17 protein-coding genes are annotated in these 17,720 nt (G+C 59.7%); 5 read left to right on the forward strand and 12 right to left on the reverse strand.

Annotation, left to right across the window (positions count from 1 at the left end; all coding sequences use genetic code 11):
* On the reverse strand, positions 1-98 hold a 98-nt coding region (locus tag ACWKWE_RS21390; protein ID WP_330735569.1), incomplete at its 3' end, for a hypothetical protein.
* Between the two features lie 146 nt (positions 99-244).
* On the opposite strand from ACWKWE_RS21390, the gene rpiA reads away from it, so the two are divergent.
* Positions 245-916 carry a ribose-5-phosphate isomerase RpiA gene (gene rpiA, locus ACWKWE_RS21395; protein WP_341960569.1) on the forward strand — a complete coding sequence of 224 codons (672 nt, stop codon included), beginning with the start codon at positions 245-247 and terminating at the stop codon, positions 914-916.
* Positions 917-1,144: 228 nt separating this feature from the next.
* Here rpiA and ACWKWE_RS21400 read toward each other — a convergent pair whose 3' ends face one another.
* From ACWKWE_RS21400 to ACWKWE_RS21415, 4 genes are all read right to left on the reverse strand, one after another.
* Positions 1,145-2,056, reverse strand: coding sequence for an SdiA-regulated domain-containing protein (locus ACWKWE_RS21400; protein WP_166594263.1), 912 nt, complete (start codon positions 2,054-2,056; stop codon positions 1,145-1,147).
* 202 nt (positions 2,057-2,258) lie between these two features.
* A complete protein-coding gene (locus ACWKWE_RS21405) occupies positions 2,259-3,176 on the reverse strand; it encodes an SdiA-regulated domain-containing protein (protein WP_483851638.1) in 918 nt (305 codons plus the stop codon).
* A 168-nt stretch (positions 3,177-3,344) separates the two neighbouring features.
* Positions 3,345-4,010 (reverse strand): fumarylacetoacetate hydrolase family protein, encoded by a 666-nt coding sequence (locus ACWKWE_RS21410; protein ID WP_341960574.1) that lies wholly within the window; start codon positions 4,008-4,010, stop codon positions 3,345-3,347.
* 41 nt (positions 4,011-4,051) lie between these two features.
* The gene (locus ACWKWE_RS21415; protein ID WP_483851639.1) at positions 4,052-5,446 is read right to left on the reverse strand and encodes an FAD-binding oxidoreductase; all 1,395 of its coding nucleotides are present in this window, start codon (positions 5,444-5,446) and stop codon (positions 4,052-4,054) included.
* 200 nt (positions 5,447-5,646) lie between these two features.
* Here ACWKWE_RS21415 and serA point away from each other — a divergent pair, with 200 nt between their 5' ends.
* Positions 5,647-6,876 (forward strand): phosphoglycerate dehydrogenase, encoded by a 1,230-nt coding sequence (gene serA, locus ACWKWE_RS21420; protein ID WP_483851640.1) that lies wholly within the window; start codon positions 5,647-5,649, stop codon positions 6,874-6,876.
* A 183-nt stretch (positions 6,877-7,059) separates the two neighbouring features.
* Here serA and ACWKWE_RS21425 read toward each other — a convergent pair whose 3' ends face one another.
* Together ACWKWE_RS21425 and ACWKWE_RS21430 are read right to left on the reverse strand one after the other, a co-directional pair.
* Positions 7,060-7,440 (reverse strand): DUF4399 domain-containing protein, encoded by a 381-nt coding sequence (locus ACWKWE_RS21425; protein ID WP_371928485.1) that lies wholly within the window; start codon positions 7,438-7,440, stop codon positions 7,060-7,062.
* A 381-nt stretch (positions 7,441-7,821) separates the two neighbouring features.
* Positions 7,822-8,463, reverse strand: a complete 642-nt coding sequence (locus ACWKWE_RS21430) for a 2OG-Fe(II) oxygenase (RefSeq protein ID WP_483851897.1) — start codon at positions 8,461-8,463, stop codon at positions 7,822-7,824.
* Positions 8,464-8,659: 196 nt separating this feature from the next.
* Between ACWKWE_RS21430 and ACWKWE_RS21435 the strand changes: the two genes are divergently transcribed.
* On the forward strand, positions 8,660-9,400 hold the full coding sequence (locus tag ACWKWE_RS21435; RefSeq protein WP_401146099.1) for a DUF2059 domain-containing protein: 741 nt from the start codon (positions 8,660-8,662) through the stop codon (positions 9,398-9,400).
* A 22-nt stretch (positions 9,401-9,422) separates the two neighbouring features.
* Here the strand turns inward: ACWKWE_RS21435 and bipL are convergent, their stop codons facing one another.
* Entirely contained in the window at positions 9,423-10,364 is a 942-nt protein-coding gene (gene bipL, locus ACWKWE_RS21440; RefSeq protein WP_483851641.1) for a phospholipase BipL, read from the reverse strand.
* Positions 10,365-10,469: 105 nt separating this feature from the next.
* Here bipL and ACWKWE_RS21445 point away from each other — a divergent pair, with 105 nt between their 5' ends.
* The gene (locus tag ACWKWE_RS21445; protein WP_483851642.1) at positions 10,470-11,057 is read left to right on the forward strand and encodes a DUF6436 domain-containing protein; all 588 of its coding nucleotides are present in this window, start codon (positions 10,470-10,472) and stop codon (positions 11,055-11,057) included.
* A 52-nt stretch (positions 11,058-11,109) separates the two neighbouring features.
* Here ACWKWE_RS21445 and ACWKWE_RS21450 read toward each other — a convergent pair whose 3' ends face one another.
* Positions 11,110-12,024: a ParB/Srx family N-terminal domain-containing protein gene (locus ACWKWE_RS21450; protein ID WP_483851643.1), complete on the reverse strand. Its 915-nt coding sequence runs from the start codon at positions 12,022-12,024 to the stop codon at positions 11,110-11,112.
* 132 nt (positions 12,025-12,156) lie between these two features.
* Here ACWKWE_RS21450 and ACWKWE_RS21455 point away from each other — a divergent pair, with 132 nt between their 5' ends.
* A complete protein-coding gene (locus ACWKWE_RS21455; RefSeq protein ID WP_483851644.1) occupies positions 12,157-14,556 on the forward strand; it encodes a penicillin acylase family protein in 2,400 nt (799 codons plus the stop codon).
* Positions 14,557-14,749: 193 nt separating this feature from the next.
* Here ACWKWE_RS21455 and ACWKWE_RS21460 read toward each other — a convergent pair whose 3' ends face one another.
* The 3 genes from ACWKWE_RS21460 to potA are packed head-to-tail and all read right to left on the reverse strand — an operon-like array spanning position 14,750 to position 17,696.
* Positions 14,750-15,640, reverse strand: coding sequence for an ABC transporter permease subunit (locus ACWKWE_RS21460; RefSeq protein ID WP_483851645.1), 891 nt, complete (start codon positions 15,638-15,640; stop codon positions 14,750-14,752).
* Positions 15,637-16,557 (reverse strand): ABC transporter permease subunit, encoded by a 921-nt coding sequence (locus ACWKWE_RS21465; protein ID WP_166594251.1) that lies wholly within the window; start codon positions 16,555-16,557, stop codon positions 15,637-15,639. Before ACWKWE_RS21465 ends, ACWKWE_RS21460 begins: the two co-directional genes overlap by 4 nt.
* Complete coding sequence (gene potA / locus ACWKWE_RS21470) at positions 16,554-17,696, reverse strand: polyamine ABC transporter ATP-binding protein (protein WP_401146085.1); 1,143 nt, start codon at positions 17,694-17,696, stop codon at positions 16,554-16,556. Before potA ends, ACWKWE_RS21465 begins: the two co-directional genes overlap by 4 nt.
* Positions 17,697-17,720 lie beyond the last annotated feature (24 nt).

Genomic DNA, 17,720 nt, shown 5'->3' on the forward strand with positions numbered 1-17,720 from the left:
AGCCGTTCGGACAGCTGTCGAGCGCCGTGTAGCGGGGTTTCGATGGCGACGTCGTAGACGCGGGAGGTGAGGATTTTCTTCACGTACTGTTCGAGCATCGGAAAGCATCACTGGCGAAAGGGGCAAGAGCCGGAAGTCTACCCCGCGACCCGACGCACGACCACACCAAGAGTCAGGCTTTACCGACAGCATGTCGCTATAATGCCCGCCCTTTTTGTGTCCTTTGGCCCCCGTGGAGCCCCGCATGACCCAGGATCAACTCAAACAGGCCGTTGCACAGGCCGCCGTCGACTTCATCCTTCCGAAACTCGACGACAAAAGCATCGTGGGCGTCGGCACTGGCTCCACCGCCAACTGCTTCATCGACGCGCTGGCGCAGCACAAAGGCGCGTTCGACGGCGCGGTCGCCAGCTCCGAAGCCACCGCTGCACGCCTGAAAGGCCACGGCATCCCGGTGTATGAGCTGAACACGGTCAGCGATCTGGAGTTTTACATCGACGGCGCCGATGAAAGCGACGAGCACTTGAACCTGATCAAAGGCGGCGGCGCAGCCCTGACCCGCGAGAAGATCGTGGCGGCCGTGGCGAAAACCTTCATTTGCATCGCCGACGGCAGCAAGCTGGTGCCGGTGCTGGGCGCGTTCCCGCTGCCTGTGGAAGTCATCCCGATGGCCCGTAGTCACGTTGCGCGCCAATTGGTGAAACTGGGCGGCGACCCGGTGTATCGCGAAGGCGTGTTGACCGACAACGGCAACATCATTCTCGACGTGCACAACATGAACATCACCAATCCGGTGGAGCTGGAAGCACAGATCAACGCCATCGTTGGCGTGGTCACCAACGGCCTGTTCGCGGCGCGTTCGGCGGACTTGCTGCTGTTGGGCACTCAGGAAGGCGTGAAAACCCTGACCCGGTAATCACGCTTCATTCGTAACCACCGGTCGGGTTGAAACGCCGAACCTGTGGGAGCGAATTTATTCTGGGCGGCAATCCGACGAGACAGCGGTACAACCGATAGACATGTGTCGGCTACGCGCCATTCGCGAATAAATTCGCTCCCACAGGAGTTCGTCTGCATCGCGATGTGTGAGCCTGACGCGAATTCGCTCTCACAGGCTTAACAGCGTGACTGGGCACCTGTTGGATCACGACTTTTTGAACACATAAAACAGATTCGGCTCGCTCACCAGATACAGCGTCTCATCATCCCCCATCGCGATCCCCTCCGCCTGCGGCACGCTCTTGCTCAGGCCCATGCTGCCTTTGCTCAACGAGACATTGCCCACCGGCCGGCCTTCGGTATCCAGCTCCAGAATCTGCCGCGACTCATCGGAGAGCGCCAACAAGTGGCCGCTACGCTCATCAAATTGCAGGCTGGAGAGGTCACGGACAAACAGCCCCGCGTCCCGGCGTGTGCTAGAGGTCACTTCCAAGGGGCTTGGCGCGCTCGCATCAAGGTTGGGAAAACCGCGCACTTCGAGGATCTGCACGGGCTTGCGCTCCTTGGCGACAAACAGGCGCTTGCCCCTGTTGTCATAAGCCAGCCCTTCGAAACCGCTGTTGCCCCCGGCACCCATACCCAACGTCAGTTGCTCGGCGTCGGCAGAATCGAGAAACAGGGTGTCGTCGTCCACGTGGACCTTGATCAGACGCTGTTGGTATTCATCGCTGATGACGTAGATGCCGGGGCTGATGTACTCCACCGCCTCGGCATCGCCAAAACCCGTCAGCGGAATTCGCCTGAGGATGTGGCCTTCCAGGCTTAGCTCTACCAGTTCAGGGTCTTTGTTGGTGACGGTGAACAGGGTTTTGCGATCAGGATCGAAGCTCAGGGCCGAAACGTTATCCGCCAGCCCTTCAATCGCTCGTGCCTCAATCACCACTTCGTAATCGTCCAACCCCAGCGCTTGCGCATCGCTTGACTGCCAGAAGACCTGCCAGTTGAACCCAATTCGCTCGATGACCCGGTACTCGCCAACAGCGCGCCAGGTGATCGCCAGCGCCATAACGACCAGCAACGTCAACAGGACGGTTTTGAGAGGGGACAGACGACGCATGGATGACGCTCGGATTCAGACGGGGCCGCTTTAATATCACGGTAGCCTGAAACCAGACTGAAAAACGGACGCCTTGACGGTTTGATGGCCTGTAGGAGCGAATCTATTCGCGATTGGCCGGTGTATCCGATCGAGATAGGTCGGATGTACCGGCCTTTCGCGAATGAATTCGCTCCTACAGATGTGTGCCGCACCTGTCTGACTACTGCTTCTTGAAGGAATAAAACAGGTTCGGTTCGCTGACCATGTAAATCGTGCCGTTTTCGTCCATCGCAACACCCTCAGCGCGAGGGATGGTGTGGGCCAGGCCGTTGAGGCCTCTCACCAGCGCTATGAAGCTGACCTTGTTGCCCTTCTCGTCCAGCTCCAACAGCAAGTGGGACTCGGCAGACAGCACCAACAGGTGCCCGGTTTTCTGATCGGCGTACAGCGCCGACAGGTTGCGGACGATCAGGTTGTCGTTCTCGCGCTTCTGCTTGTCGCCCTTCAACACAGCACTGCCGTCGGATTTCCAGCTGAACAAAGCAGGCGGGCGCTCTTCGCCGAGCATGATCTGCTGATTACGCGGGTCCCAGGCCACCCCTTCGAACGCTTTATTCTGATCGGCTGAAGGCCCCAGGTCGTATTTCGGGAAGTCTGCGATGTTCAGGGTCTTGGTCTCCGGCGTCACCGTGACCATGGTCATCAGATGCTGGCGCTCGTCGACAATCGCGATCAGGCCTTTGCCCAGCACAGCCACGCCTTCGGGGTTGCTCCAGCCCACCAGTGGAATCTTTCGCAGCACATCCCCGGTCAGGCTCAGCTCGGCCAGAAAGGCGTTTTTGCCCATGACCGAGTACAAGGTTTTGCTGGACGCGTCATAGGAAAGATCAGACGCCTCGTCCTTTTCCAGCCCTGCCAAGGGTTTGCCATCGATGACAGCGTGATAGTCAGGCAGCCAGATGCTCGCATTTTGCTCAGCGGCGGAAGCGGTCTGTTCGCGCAGCCACAGCAGGCCGCGATCATCCCAGTGCCAGGCGTAGGACAGCCCCACCAGAATCGCCACCAGGGCGATCAGCAACCAGAACCAGGAGAAACGTCGACGCGCGGGAGTGCTCAGCGATTGATCAGTAACAGCCATTGAAACGATCCTGAAGAAAAATCCATGGGCACAGCGATGTGACGCTGCGGTCGGCGGAGGATTATCCAGATAGGCTGTGAAAAAAACGGCAATCTGGACATTTCCCGCGCTTATAAAAAAGGCCGCTTGCGGGGTCACAAGCGGCCTGTTGGCCGAGCCTGTCGGGTATCAGCGCACGTCGCTTTCGAAACGGCTCTGACCCGGCAGTTCGAGGACGATCTGATCGCCCACGTTGAACGGCCCGACACCGGCTGGCGTGCCGGTCATGATCAGGTCGCCCGCTTGCAGCGAGAACTGCGACGCCATGTGCTGAATCATCGGCACGATGGGGTTGAGCATCTGGCTGCTGTTGCCGTCCTGTCGCACTTCGCCGTTAACGGTCAGGCGGATGGCGATGTCGGCGAGGTCAGGGTAGACGTCTGCCGAGACGAATGGGGCGATCACCGCCGCGCCGTCGAACGACTTGGCGATTTCCCACGGCAGGCCTTTTTCTTTCAGCTTGGACTGCACGTCACGCAGGGTCAGGTCCAGCCCCGGTGCAAAACCGGAAATGGCATCCAGCACTTCTTCGCGGCTCGGGTTCTTGCTCAGCGGCTTGCCGATCAAAACCACGATTTCGGCTTCGTAATGCACCGAGCCCCGATCCTGAGGGATGCTGAAACCGCCTTCGATCTCGACCACGCAGCTGCCTGGCTTGATGAACAGCAGCGGCTCAGTCGGCACCGGGTTATCCAGTTCCTTGGCGTGTTCGGCGTAGTTGCGGCCGATGCACACCACTTTGCCCAGCGGGAAGTGAACCTTGGTGCCGTCGAGGTATTTGTGCTGATAGCTCATGAGCGTTCCTTTAATACAGCGTCTATTCAGTCAATCGTCGCTTACTGCGCGAAGATTTTGCCAGGGTTCATGATGCCGTTCGGGTCGAACACGGCTTTCACCGCTTTCATGTACTCGATTTCCACGGGCGAGCGGCTGTATTCGAGGTAATCGCGCTTGACCAGCCCGACCCCATGCTCGGCAGAGATCGAGCCGTTGTACTTCTCGACGGTCTCGAACACCTTCTTGTTCACCGTCGCGCACCGGGCGAAGAACTCCTCTTTGGGCAGATCGCCCGGTTTGAGGATGTTCAGGTGCAAATTGCCGTCGCCGATGTGGCCGTACCAGACGACCTCGAAATCAGGGTAGTGCGTACTGACGATGGCGTCGATTTCATTCAGGAACGCCGGCACCTTCGAGACCGTGACCGAGATGTCGTTCTTGTACGGCGTGTAATGGGAGATGGTTTCCGACAGGTATTCGCGCAATTTCCACAGATTTTGCAGCTGCTGCTTGCTCTGACTCATCACGCCGTCGATGACCCAGCCCTGCTCCACACAATGCTCAAAGGTCGCCAGTGCCTGACTGGCGATCTCTTCGTTGCTCGCTTCGAATTCCAGCAAGGCGTAGAACGGCGTCTTTGTTTCGAACGGCTCGGGCACGTCGCCTCGGGCCAGAATATGGGCCAGGCCCTTGTCAGAAAAGAACTCGAACGCAGTCAGATCCAGCTTGCCGTGGAAGGCGTGCAGCACGGGCATGATCGAATCGAAATCCGGCGTGCCCAGCACCATGCAGGTCAGGTTTTTTGGCTCGCGGTCCAGGCGCATCGTCGCTTCGACGACAAAACCCAGCGTACCTTCCGAGCCGATGAACAGCTGACGCAAGTCGTAGCCGGTGGCGTTCTTGAGCAAGTCTTTGTTCAGTTCAAGGATGTCGCCCTTGCCCGTCACGACTTTCAGGCCCGCGACCCAGTTGCGGGTCATGCCGTAACGGATGACCTTGATCCCGCCGGCGTTGGTGTTGATGTTGCCGCCGATCTGACTGGAACCCGACGACGCGAAATCCACCGGGTAATAAAGGCCGTTCTCTTCGGCGAAGTTCTGCAATTGCTTGGTGACCAGGCCCGGCTGGCAACGCACGGTGCGGTCGGTGGCATTGAATTCGAGAATCTGATTCATGTAGTCGAAGGAAACGACCACCTCGCCGTTCATTGCCACGGCAGCGGCCGACAACCCGGTACGACCACCCGACGGCACCAGCGCAAACCTGTGCGCGTTGGCCCAACGGACGATGGCCTGGACCTGTTCGGTGGTCTTGGGGAACACGATGGCGCTGGGCGCCGGGGCGAATTGCCGGGTCCAGTCCTTGCCATAGGCTTCGAGAGAATCGGCATCGGTGAGCACTTTTCCGGGCTCGACCAGGGACTTAAGTTCTTCTATCAACGCAGACTGTGTCATCAAGGAACTCTCGAACGATTCATGGTGATCCTGAGAACGGCTCACGTCGCAGGAACGGGTATTTAGCGGGGCACATATGCTAGCATACCGCCCCCGCAGAGACGTGCCTGAGGCCGACCTGCGAAGGCGCCGTTGCGCCGTGAGGCCAGCTTGCGCTGTCCAATTCCCTGCCATTTTCTCCGGGACACAGGTTTACGCAGATGAGCAAGACTTCCCTCGACAAGAGCAAGATCAAGTTCCTTCTTCTCGAAGGCGTCCACCAATCCGCAGTCGACGTCCTCAAGGCCGCCGGTTACACCAGCATCGAATACCACACCAAGTCGCTGCCGGAAGCCGAGCTGAAGGAAAAGATTGCCGACGCTCACTTCATCGGTATTCGCTCCCGCACCCAACTGACCGAAGAACTCTTCGACAGCGCCAAGAAACTGGTCGCGGTGGGCTGCTTCTGCATCGGCACCAACCAGGTCGACCTGGACGCGGCCCGCGAGCGCGGTATCGCCGTGTTCAACGCCCCGTACTCCAACACCCGTTCCGTGGCCGAGTTGGTGCTGGCAGAGGCGATCCTGTTGTTGCGCGGCATCCCTGAGAAAAACGCTTCCTGCCATCGCGGTGGCTGGATCAAGAGCGCGGCGAACTCGTTCGAAATCCGTGGCAAGAAACTGGGCATCATCGGCTACGGCTCGATCGGTACTCAGCTGTCGGTTCTGGCCGAGAGCCTGGGGATGCAGGTGTTCTTCTACGACCCACTGACCAAGCTGCCACTGGGCAACGCGAATCAGGTGGCCAGCCTGACCGAGCTGCTGGGCATGGCGGACATCGTGTCGCTGCACGTGCCTGAGCTGCCATCCACTCAGATGATGATTGGCGAGAAAGAAATCCGTGCCATGAAGAAGGGCGCGATCCTGATCAACGCTGCGCGTGGCACCGTGGTCGATCTCGACGCGCTGGCCAGTGCGATCAAGGATCAGCACCTGATCGGCGCCGCCATCGACGTGTTCCCGGTCGAGCCACGCTCCAACGACGACATCTTCGAAAGCCCGCTGCGTGGCCTGGACAACGTGATCCTGACCCCGCACATCGGTGGCTCGACCGCCGAAGCCCAGGCCAACATTGGTCTGGAAGTGGCCGAGAAGCTGGTCAAGTACAGCGACAACGGTACGTCGGTGTCCTCGGTCAACTTCCCCGAAGTGGCCCTGCCGGCTCACCCTGGCAAGCACCGCCTGCTGCACATCCACGAAAACATTCCGGGTGTGCTCATGGAGATCAACAAGGTGTTCGCGGAAAACGGCATCAACATCTCCGGTCAGTTCCTGCAGACCAACGAGAAAGTCGGTTACGTGGTCATCGACGTCGACGCCGAGTACTCGGACCTGGCGCAAGAGAAGCTGCAACACGTCAAAGGCACCATCCGCAGCCGCGTGCTGTTCTAAGGGGCGCGCTGGAATGAAAAAAGGAGACCTTCGGGTCTCCTTTTTTATGGCTGCCAATCGGACCTGTAGAGGCACCACTGACAGGTAGGAGTGAGCTTGCTCGCGATAGCGGTATGTCATGCAACATTAATGGGGATGACAGAACGCTTTCGCGAGCAAGCGCACTCCTACAGGGGTACGAGGTTATTTCACAGTAATCGTGATCTTCTGCGATTCAACCACCGGACTGACCGGCACGTGGTTTTTGTCACCGACCAACAATTGCAAGGTGTGCTGACCCGGCGTGAGGTTCAGTTCGGTTTCGGTCTGGCCTTTGCCGAAGTGGCGGATGTTGTCGGTGGTCGGCAGCGGCGCATTCATGTCGGGCTGGTCTTTCACGTCGATCAGCAGGTGATGGTGCCCGGTCTCCGGTACGTCAACGCCCGCTGGCGCTACGCCCATGCCCTTCAGACCAAACTGGACTTTGAACGTACCGTTGACCACGGCGCCGTCCTTGGGCGAGATGATGTAAACCTCAGCCCCGGCCGGCGAAGGAGTGCGTGGCACGTCGGCCGCCTGAACCATGAATGTCGAGCCCAGCAGCAGGCCTGCGAGGGCAGTTCTTGCGAATAAGGTTTTCATGAAGCTCTCCCGTTTCTACTTTTTATAAAGCGCTCAACGTCGGACCTGTCAGCCGGGACTCGGTTCAAGGTCTGCGGACAAACGCTCTGGCACGGCGTTTACCTTAGTCCGAACAGCGGCAGAGGGCGCGGGGAGAGTGGCTGTGTGTAGAAGATTTCATGTTGGATGCTTCTCACAGGCACGATTAACGCTCGATCCTGTGGGAGCGAATTCATTCGCGATGCGGTTTTACAAACGACACATTTTCATCGAATGTAACGGCCTCTCGCGAATGAATTCGCTCCTACAGGGGGAGCGTGTTTATCCATCACTGAGCAGGACGCCCTACAGCTCAAACGGCTCATTGCCCCGGCGCCGGAACCAGCCGGTCAGCGACAGTCGATCACGCCGGGCGGGCAGGACTTCGTGGGGCATGTCGCCTGACAGAAACAACACCAACGAGCCGCCCGCAGGCTGGACATCCCGCTCGTTGCCATCCTTCAAGAACATGCGCAGCTGGCCGCCATCTTCGGGCTGCCAGGAAGGGTCGTTCAGGTAAATCACCGCCGAGACCATGCGCTTGTCGTCGTCCCGAAAGCGGTCGACGTGCCTGCGATAAAACGCGCCCGGCGGGTAAAAAGCGAAATGGCCCTCGAAATCCTCCAGCCCCAGGAACAAACCGCGATTGAGCGCCAGGCGCAACTGATCCATCACTTCCAGATACCGGTCGCACGGTTCGGCCTGCCCCGCTTCCAGCCACTGAATGTGATCGCCGCGAATCCCCTCTCGAACCTCCTGTGCAGGACCACGCCCCACCGCCGCCGGAGCCAGCTCGCCTTCGGCCGCGCGTTTGCGGCACTCAAGCGCCAGCTCGCGGGTCAGCGCTTCGGGCAAAAAGACGTCCTGCTGCGACCAGCCATGTTCGGCCAGGTCATCGACGATTTTCATCAGCAGGGGATCATCAGGGGATATGTGCATGCCGCGCATAGTATCCACACGCCGAACAATCCAACAGAGCCCGCGGTCTGCCAGCCACAGAATATTTTCAGGTCGGTAAAAACTTGCATCCGCTTTATCCGAAAGATCGCCGAACCCACGGATTTTCTTGGGGTCTGGCAACTTGTTAACTCGACAAATCCCCGCCGCCCCGCCGAGAATAGCGGCCTGCCGACAGGAGTCTCTAATGCGCCGTCTGTTTTTCCTGCTGTTGATGTTCTGCACCATGCCCGTTTGGGCAGACGGCCACGACCAGCTGTACAAGGTCGCCGGCTGGCCGGAACAGCGCGCGCATTTCAACGACGCCCTGAAAGCCGCACAACAGCGCTACAAAAACAGCCTGCCGCCTGCGGTGTACGACGCCCTTGTCAGCAATAGCAACCAACGGTTCGCGCCACAGGCCATGGACCAGCGCGCCGAGCAGAAGCTGCGCCAGACCTTGCAGGACCCGAACCCCGCGTTGCAGTTTTTTCAGTCGCCGTTGGGTCGCAAGATCGTCAACGCCGAGTTGACCGCCACCCGCCCTGATCAACTCGCCAAGAACGCTCAGGGCTTGCCGAAGATGCAGGCCAGCGATAACCGCATGCTGATCATCGGCCACTTGTCCAGCGCCCTCCCCGCCAAGGAAGCGGGCGCGGAAGTGAGTCTGGCGATTGCGGGCGTGGCCGCTGATAGCCTGAGTTCGATGATTCCGGGCTTGATGGGCGGCGGCTCGACACAAGGCATGCTCGAAGGCCAACGCCAGCGGCTCATGGCGCAAATCGCCAACGACATGAGCAACACCCTGCTGTACGTGTACCGCGACCTGTCTGACGATGAACTGGACGAGTTCTCGACCTTCGCGGAATCGAACGAGGGCAAGGCTTACTACCAGGCAGCGCTGGCGGCGATTCGTGCAGGGTTGGCGGTTGGGCAAAACGTGAATTGACCGCGGGTCGCGGCCCTCTTCCTCACCCCATCCGCTGCGTCAAAAACCCGAAAAACTGTGCTCTCAATTCCGGCAGCTCATTGGCCAGGTGGTGTCGTGCTTCGTGCAGCATGAAGATTTGCGGGTGGTCGAACTTGTCGTTGAGCACCGCTAGGTTGTGGCTCCAGTCCACGGTCATGTCGGACTCGCCCTGAACGATCAATGGGCTGCGGTTGCTGCGGGGGGCGTTTTCGATGCGTTCGATCCACTTGGCCAATGCTCCCACCCATACTGTTGGCAAGCGTCGAGGCTGCAAGGGATCGGCCATCAGAAAGGGCAAAAATGCAGGGGCATTGGAGTTCTCGCTGAAACGCCGGTCGATGCCTTTGACGAACGCCCGCAGCAGGTAATAGCTGACCTTGGACCAGGTCCAGCCGCGAGGACGCACCAGCGGCGCCAGCAGAATCGACTGCCCCTGAATCGGGCTGTCGTCGCCATGATTGAGCAAATGGTCGATGACGATGGCCCCGCCCGTACTCTGTCCGCACAGGTGCCACGGCTTGGGCAGTTGCAGGATTTCAGCCTCGACGAACAACCGGTCGAGCACCACCTGATATTCCGAAAAATCGGTAATGCTTGCCCGTGTCCCACTGGACAACCCATGGCCCGGCAAATCGCAGGAAATCACCGCAAAGCCAAGCTCCAGGGCCCATTCAATAACGTGTCGATACAGGCCCATGTGGTCGTAGAAACCGTGCACCAGCACCAGCGTTGCCACGGGAGACTCGGGGGTCCAGAGCTGGGTGACGATCTCGTAACCGCCGATCTCGAAACGTCCGAGACGGCTGTTGACCAAGCCGTCACGCCCCAGCCCTACCAGGCTGTAGAAGCGCTGGTAGGCAAGCTCCTCTTCCGTGAGCGCCAGCTTTGCGCTCAACGGTTGCAGGCCAGCGCGCAGGTGATCGGGGTCGAACGTGTTGGGCATCGGCAATCCACATCAGGCAATAGGAATTCACAGTGACGCATGCCTGCGAGTTTCTTCCGTCCTCACAGGCGTGGCAAGCTACGTCACCCACATCGAAGCCACCTCATGACTGCTCATCCGCTCGTTCGTCGCCGCACGCTGTTCCTCGCGCTGATCGCCTTGGGCTGTGTGGCAGCCTTGTGGCTGGGCTACAGCTGGTTTGAGGGTCGATACGTCCGAGCGTTCAGTGATCAAACGGCACTGTTCGCAGGAGACAAGCTTAGCCTGCCTGCGGCGATTGCAGGGCCGGGGCGTATTCGGGTCGTGCATTTCTGGGACCCGGCCTGCCCCTGCAACGTGGGTAATCAAGAACATCTGAGCGAATTGGTCGAGCGCTTCTCCGGCGAAGGCGGCGTGGATTTCTATGCCGTGCAGAAGCCAGGTACCCACGGAATCTTGCCCTCGACGCTGAGCGCGATCAAACCTTTGAATGATTTGCCGGGGGCTGAACGAATCACGTCCAGTCCGGCTGTGGCGATTTGGGACCGGCAGGGCAACCTTGCGTATTTCGGGCCGTACAGCGAAGGGCTGGTCTGCAATGCGCAGAACAGCTTCATCGAGCCGATCCTTCAGGCGCTCAAGGCAGATCGACCGGTGAATGCCACGCACACCATGGCGGTGGGGTGTTATTGCCCTTGGGCGTCTTCTGACTGAACCTGCTTTAGCCGCACATTGATCCCACAGTGGTCATGCATCCGCTCTGAAATCAGTGACCAGCCTTGTAATCGATCACGTACGGCAGCTTTTCATCCGCGGTTTTGGTCAGCACCTTGCGTTTGACCGACTTGAAGCCGCCCAACTGCTTGGCTGTCATGCCCTCGCCAATCGGTTTGCTCAAGGGCGGCTTGACCATTAACTCGCTCGCCGCCTGCAACGCTCGATGGTAGCCGCTGCGTTCACTAAGGTTGTAATCCGCCAGGACCAGACGATGGCGCAGCCAGTCTGCCCAATAAAACTCCAGAAACTCCGATGAGACGCCGCCTGACTTGGGTTTGTCGTACGCCGCGCCGCGCACGAAATAGACGAGGCTGCGCAGGACGTCGTTGTGCATCGCTTGCAACCCGAGGTGTTCTGGCAGTTGATCAGGGGAAATCGACTGGCCGTTGCCGTCCTTGAGCCAAACCTTGTGCGCTTTCTGCATGCGCGTCCAAAAAGCGGCCATGTCAGGGCTGTCGCTGAACACATCGGTGATGCGCACCTTCATCTTCATCTGCGGCCCCGCGCCGGGCTGCTCCCACAGTGTGCTGAACGTGTGGTGACCGTCCGTGAGATAAAACCGCCCTTCGGGGCCGACCACCACGGTTTTCATGTCTTTGGGGTGGGCGTTGGGCTCGTCTTTGCAGGCGTAGCTCTCGGGGTTCAGCGGGTCAGCGCTTGCGTTGATCGCCTTGGCCTCGTGCTGACCGTTGCTTTCGCAGATTTCGTCGAACAGCTTTTGGCGATCCTTGGCGAAACGTTCGAGCTGGTAATACACCTGATCGAATCCGATCACCGCTTGGGTCGGGTGCAGTTGGTCGAGGCTGACCTCAACGACGTCTCCGGGTTTCGGGCCGCTGAAAGCGAAGACAGGGGCGCAGGCCAGGGCGAGCAACAGTGTCAGCGCGCAGGTTTGAATTCGCATGGTTCAAGGCTCTTGCTGAGTTGGGGAGGAGCTTACTCCATCCGGCGCCCTCGCTCCGTTGCAGCACCGCTACACAGCCCCGCGACAAATCTGTAGCCTTCCCCGCTTCTCTCTGTTTTTTCGAGCCTTCGGATGAAACACAGCCTTTCCGTGATCGCCATCGTGATCGTTCTGATCACAGGCGGTGGAACCTGGTATGTCCACAGCAAGCAGCCTGTGCGCGATGGCGAGGTGGCTCTGGCGCAGCTTCATGCGCCGGTCAGCGTGCGCTACGACGAGCGCGGCGTGCCGCACATCAAGGCCGAAAATCAGGACGATCTGTATCGCACGCTGGGATACGTCCACGCGCAAGACCGGCTGTTCCAGATGGAAATCCTGCGTCGGCTGGCCCGTGGCGAGCTCGCCGAAGTGCTTGGCCCCAAGCTGGTGAACACCGACAAACTGTTTCGCAGCCTGCGAATCCGCGAACACGCTGACGCCTACGTTGCTCGGCAGGACAAGAACACCCCCGCCTGGAAAGCCTTGCAAGCCTACCTCGACGGCGTGAACCAGTTTCAGGCGACCCACCCCAAACCCATCGAGTTCGACGTGCTGGGCATCGAGAAGCGGCCATTCACCGCTGAAGACACCCTGAGCATCGGCGGTTACCTGGCCTACAGTTTTGCCGCTGCCTTTCGCACCGAGCCGTTGCTGACGTACGTGCGCGATCAACTGGGGCCGGATTACCTGAAAGTCTTTGATCTGGACTGGCAACCTCAAGGCGCCTTGCACCCCTCCCCGACGTTGAGCAGCAAGGACTGGAAAGGCCTGAGCGATCTGGCGCAACTGAGCGCGAAGGCGCTGGAGGACGCAGGCCTGCCGCAGTTCGAGGGCAGTAACGCATGGGCGGTGTCCGGCAGTCGCACCCAAAGCGGCAAACCCTTGCTGGCGGGCGATCCGCACATCCGGTTCTCGGTGCCTGCAGTCTGGTATGAAGCGCAGCTGTCGGCGCCGGGTTTTGAGCTCTACGGGCATTTTCAGGCGCTCAACCCGTTTGCTCTGCTGGGCCACAACATGGATTTCGGCTGGAGCCTGACCATGTTCCAGAACGACGACGTTGACCTGATCGCGGAAAAGGTGAACCCGGAGAATCCCAATCAGGTCTGGTATCACGGCGCCTGGGCAGACATGACCTCGCACCCCGAACAGATCAAGGTCAAAGGCGAGTCGCCGATCACCTTCACGCTGCGCCAATCGCCCCATGGCCCGATCGTTAATGACGTGCTGAGCGCCAGCGGCATCCAGGACCACGCCGACACGCCGGTCGCCATGTGGTGGTCTTTCCTGGAATCCGAAAACCCGATCTTGCAAGGCTTCTATGAAGCCAATCGCGCCGACACGCTGAACAAGATGCGCGGCGCTGCCGAAAAGATTCAGTCGCCCGGCTTGAATGTGGTTTACGCCAATGCCAAAGGGGACATCGGCTGGTGGGCGGCGGCGCAGTTGCCTGTGCGCCCGAATGGCGTGAACCCGGCCTTTATCCTCGATGGCAGCGGCGAGCAGGCCGACAAGCTCGGCTTCTACCCCTTCAGCGCCAATCCTCAGGAAGAGAACCCGGCTCGGGGTTATATCGTCTCGGCCAACTTTCAACCGGTGTCGCCAACGGGCATGGAAATTCCGGGCTATTACAACCTCGCGGAACGGGGCCGTCAGCTGGACAAACAGCTGAGCGACACCTCGGTGAAGTGGAACCTGGACAACAGCAAGGCGCTGCAACTGGGCACGACGACGGATTACGCGCAGCAGATTCTCACGCCACTGATTCCCGTGTTGCGTCGGGTCATCAGCGATCCCGAAGAGCATGATTTGATTGAGCGCCTGGCGGCCTGGAAAGGCGATTACCCGGTGGATTCAGTGGGCGCCGCGCTGTTCAATCAATTCGTCTATGACCTCAGCAATCAGACGTTTCGCGACGAATTGGGCGACGGGATGTTCGCAACTTTACTGTCGACGCGGGTGATCGACCTGGCGCTGCCAAGGCTGGCCGCCGATGCGAACTCGCCTTGGTGGAACAATCGAAACTCCAACGAGCCGGAGAGCCGCGACAACACCGTGAAGGTGGCCTGGCATGCCACGGTTTCTCACCTGAAATCGCTGTACGGCCTGAATCCGGATGAGTGGACGTGGGGCAAGGCGCACACCCTGACCCACGAACACCCGCTGGGACGCCAGCCGCCGCTGGACAGGCTGTTCAACGTCGGCAAGTTCGCCGCGCCGGGCACCCACGAGGTGCCGAACAACCTGTCGGCCAGCATCACGCCCGCGCCATGGCCCGTGACCTATGGGCCATCGACCCGCCGCCTGATCGACTTCGCCGACCCTGCGCATGCGCTAGGCATCAACCCGGTCGGACAAAGCGGGGTGTTGTTCGACAAACACTACGCGGATCAGGCGCAGGATTACGTCAACGGCCAGTACAGGCCGGAGCGGTTCAGTGAGATAGATGTGGCAGGAAATAGCAAAGAGATGTTGAGGTTGGTGCCTAAAAGCTGATCACCGTAGGAGCGTGGCTTGTCCCGCGATCGGCGGGGAACCCGTCGTAAACCCTGTGCACGCAGTGTACCTGACACGGCCAGTGCGTAAGGATTCACGACTGCTGCGCAGCCGGTCGCGGGACAAGCCACGCTCCTACAGAATGATCGCCGCATCAATCAGGCACCGTTAAAACGCTGCCTGATTGCTCCATTCAGACCGACTCAACCACCTTCGCACGACGCACATCCGGTTGTTTCCAGCCATCTGCTGCCGCTTCTTCGATGGCCTGCTGAATGGCCTTTCTGCGGTTGTTTTCAGCGCGGCGGCTGAAGAACCACACCATGAACGTCGCGATCGAAACGGCCAGCAGAATCAAACTGGCAATGGCGTTGATCTCAGGCTTCACGCCCAGACGCACCGCCGAGAACACTTCCATCGGCAGCGTCGTGGAGCCGGGGCCGGACACGAAGCTCGCCAGTACCAGATCGTCCAGCGACAAAGCGAATGACATCATGCCGCCCGCTGCCAGCGACGGCGCGATCATCGGGATGGTGATCAGGAAGAACACCTTCCACGGACGCGCGCCGAGGTCCATTGCCGCCTCTTCGATGGACATGTCCAGCTCACGCAGACGCGCCGACACCACCACCGCCACGTACGCCGCACAGAACGTCGTGTGGGCGATCCAGATGGTCACGATGCCGCGTTCCTGCGGCCAGCCGATCAATTGCGCCATGGCCACGAACAGCAGCAACAGCGACAGACCGGTGATCACTTCGGGCATCACCAGTGGCGCCGTTACCAGGCCGCCGAAGAACGTGCGGCCCTTGAAACGCGTGACGCGGGTCAGCACGAACGCGGCCATGGTGCCGAGGGCGACCGCCGCAATCGAGGTGTAGCAGGCGATTTCCAGCGAGCGCATCACGGCACTCATCAGTTGGGTGTTGTCGAGCAAGCCGACGTACCACTTCACCGACCAGCCACCCCAGACCGTCACCAGTTTCGAGGCGTTGAACGAATAGATCACCAGGATGACCATGGGCGCGTAGATGAAAATCAGGCCCAGTACCAACATCAGGTTCGAGAATCGGAAGCCTCTCATGCCTTGCCCTCCAGTTCTTTGGCCTGGCTACGGTTGAACAGAATGATCGGCACGATGAGGATCAACAGCATCACCACCGCCAGCGAAGACGCCACCGGCCAGTCGCGGTTGTTGAAGAACTCTTGCCACAGGACTTTACCGATCATCAGCGTCTCGGGACCGCCCAGCAATTCCGGGATGACGAACTCGCCCACCACCGGGATGAACACCAGCATGCAGCCAGCGATGATGCCGTTCTTGGACAGCGGCACGGTGATTTTCCAGAAGCTGTTAAAGGTGCTCGAACCCAGGTCCGACGCGGCTTCCAGCAGGCTCTGGTCGTGCTTCACCAGGTTCGCATACAGCGGGAGGATCATGAACGGCAGGTACGAATAGACCACGCCGATGTAAACAGCGAGGTTGGTGTTGAGGATCTGCAAGGGCTCGCTGATCACGCCCAGCCACATCAGGAACGCGTTGAGCAAGCCGTTGTTGCTGAGAATGCCCATCCACGCGTAAACGCGGATCAGGATTGCGGTCCAGGTCGGCATCATGATCAGCAGCAACAGCACCGTCTGCATTTCTTTGCGGGCGATGGAGATGCCGTAGGCCATCGGATAGCCGATCAACAGGCACAGCAAGGTGCTGAAGAACGCCATCTTCAACGAACCGAGGTACGCCGAGATGTACAGGTCGTCACCGGTCAACAACGCGTAGTTGGCGAAGTTGAGGACGATGTCGAGCTTCTGCTCGGCGTAGGAGAATATCTCGGTGTACGGCGGAATCGCGACGTCGGCTTCGGCGAAACTGATCTTGATGACGATCAGAAACGGCAGCGCGAAGAACAGGAACAGCCACAGGAACGGAACCCCGATGACCGCCTGACGGCCAGTGGGTGTTATGCGATGGAGCGCACGTTTGATTTTTCGGATTTTCATGAGCGCAGTACCACGCCGCTGTCGTCTTCCCACCAGACGAACACTTCGTCGTCCCAGGTAGGGCGCGCGCCGAGGCGTTCCGAGTTGGCGACGAACGACTGGACCAGCTTGCCGCACGTCAACTGCACGTAGAACACCGAGTGGCCGCCCAGGTAGGCGATGTCGTGGATCTTGCCGCGCGACCAGTTGTATTGCGTGGTCGGTTGTTCGGTGGTGATCAGCAGCTTCTCGGGCCGGATCGCGTAGGTCACGCGCTTGTCTTCCACGGAGGTGCTGACGCCGTGGCCCACGTAGATCTCACGCTCAAGCTCCGGGCTGTGAATCAGCGCGTGGCCTTCCATGTCCTCGATGACTTCGCCGTCGAACAGGTTGACGTTACCAATGAATTCGCAGACCAGACGGCTCGTCGGGGTTTCGTAGATGTCCACCGGGCTGCCGATCTGCGCGATCCAGCCCAGGTGCATGATCGCGATGCGCTGGGCCATGGTCATGGCCTCTTCCTGATCGTGGGTCACCATCACGCAAGTCACGCCGACGCGTTCGATGATTTCCACCAGCTCCAGCTGCATTTGCGAACGCAGTTTTTTGTCCAGCGCGCCCATGGGCTCGTCGAGCAGCAACAGTTTCGGTTTCTTCGCCAGCGAACGGGCCAGCGCCACACGCTGACGTTGGCCACCGGACAACTGGTGCGGCTTGCGCTTGGCGTACTGGGTCATCTGCACCAGCTTGAGCATCTCGGCCACGCGGGCCTCAACCTCGGCCTTGGGCAGCTTGTCCTGCTGCAAACCGAACGCGATGTTCTGCGCCACGGTCATGTGCGGGAACAGCGCGTAGGACTGGAACATCATGTTGATCGGACGTTCGTACGGCGGCATGTCAGTGATGTCGACGCCATCGAGGAAGATCCGGCCCTCGGTGGGACGCTCAAAACCGGCGAGCATGCGCAGCAGCGTGGATTTGCCTGAGCCGGAACCGCCGAGCAGGGCGAAAATCTCGCCCTTGTTGATCTGCAGCGACACATCGTCCACAGCAACCGTCTCGTCGAACTTTTTCGTGACCCGATCGATTTTGACCAGCACCTGTTTAGGTTGCTGACCACCCTCAAGGGCTTTTTTGTAGGCGCCGGAGGCAACTGCCATGGGTGAAACTCCCAACTGTGCTTG

The organism is Pseudomonas salicis (assembly GCF_057128705.1).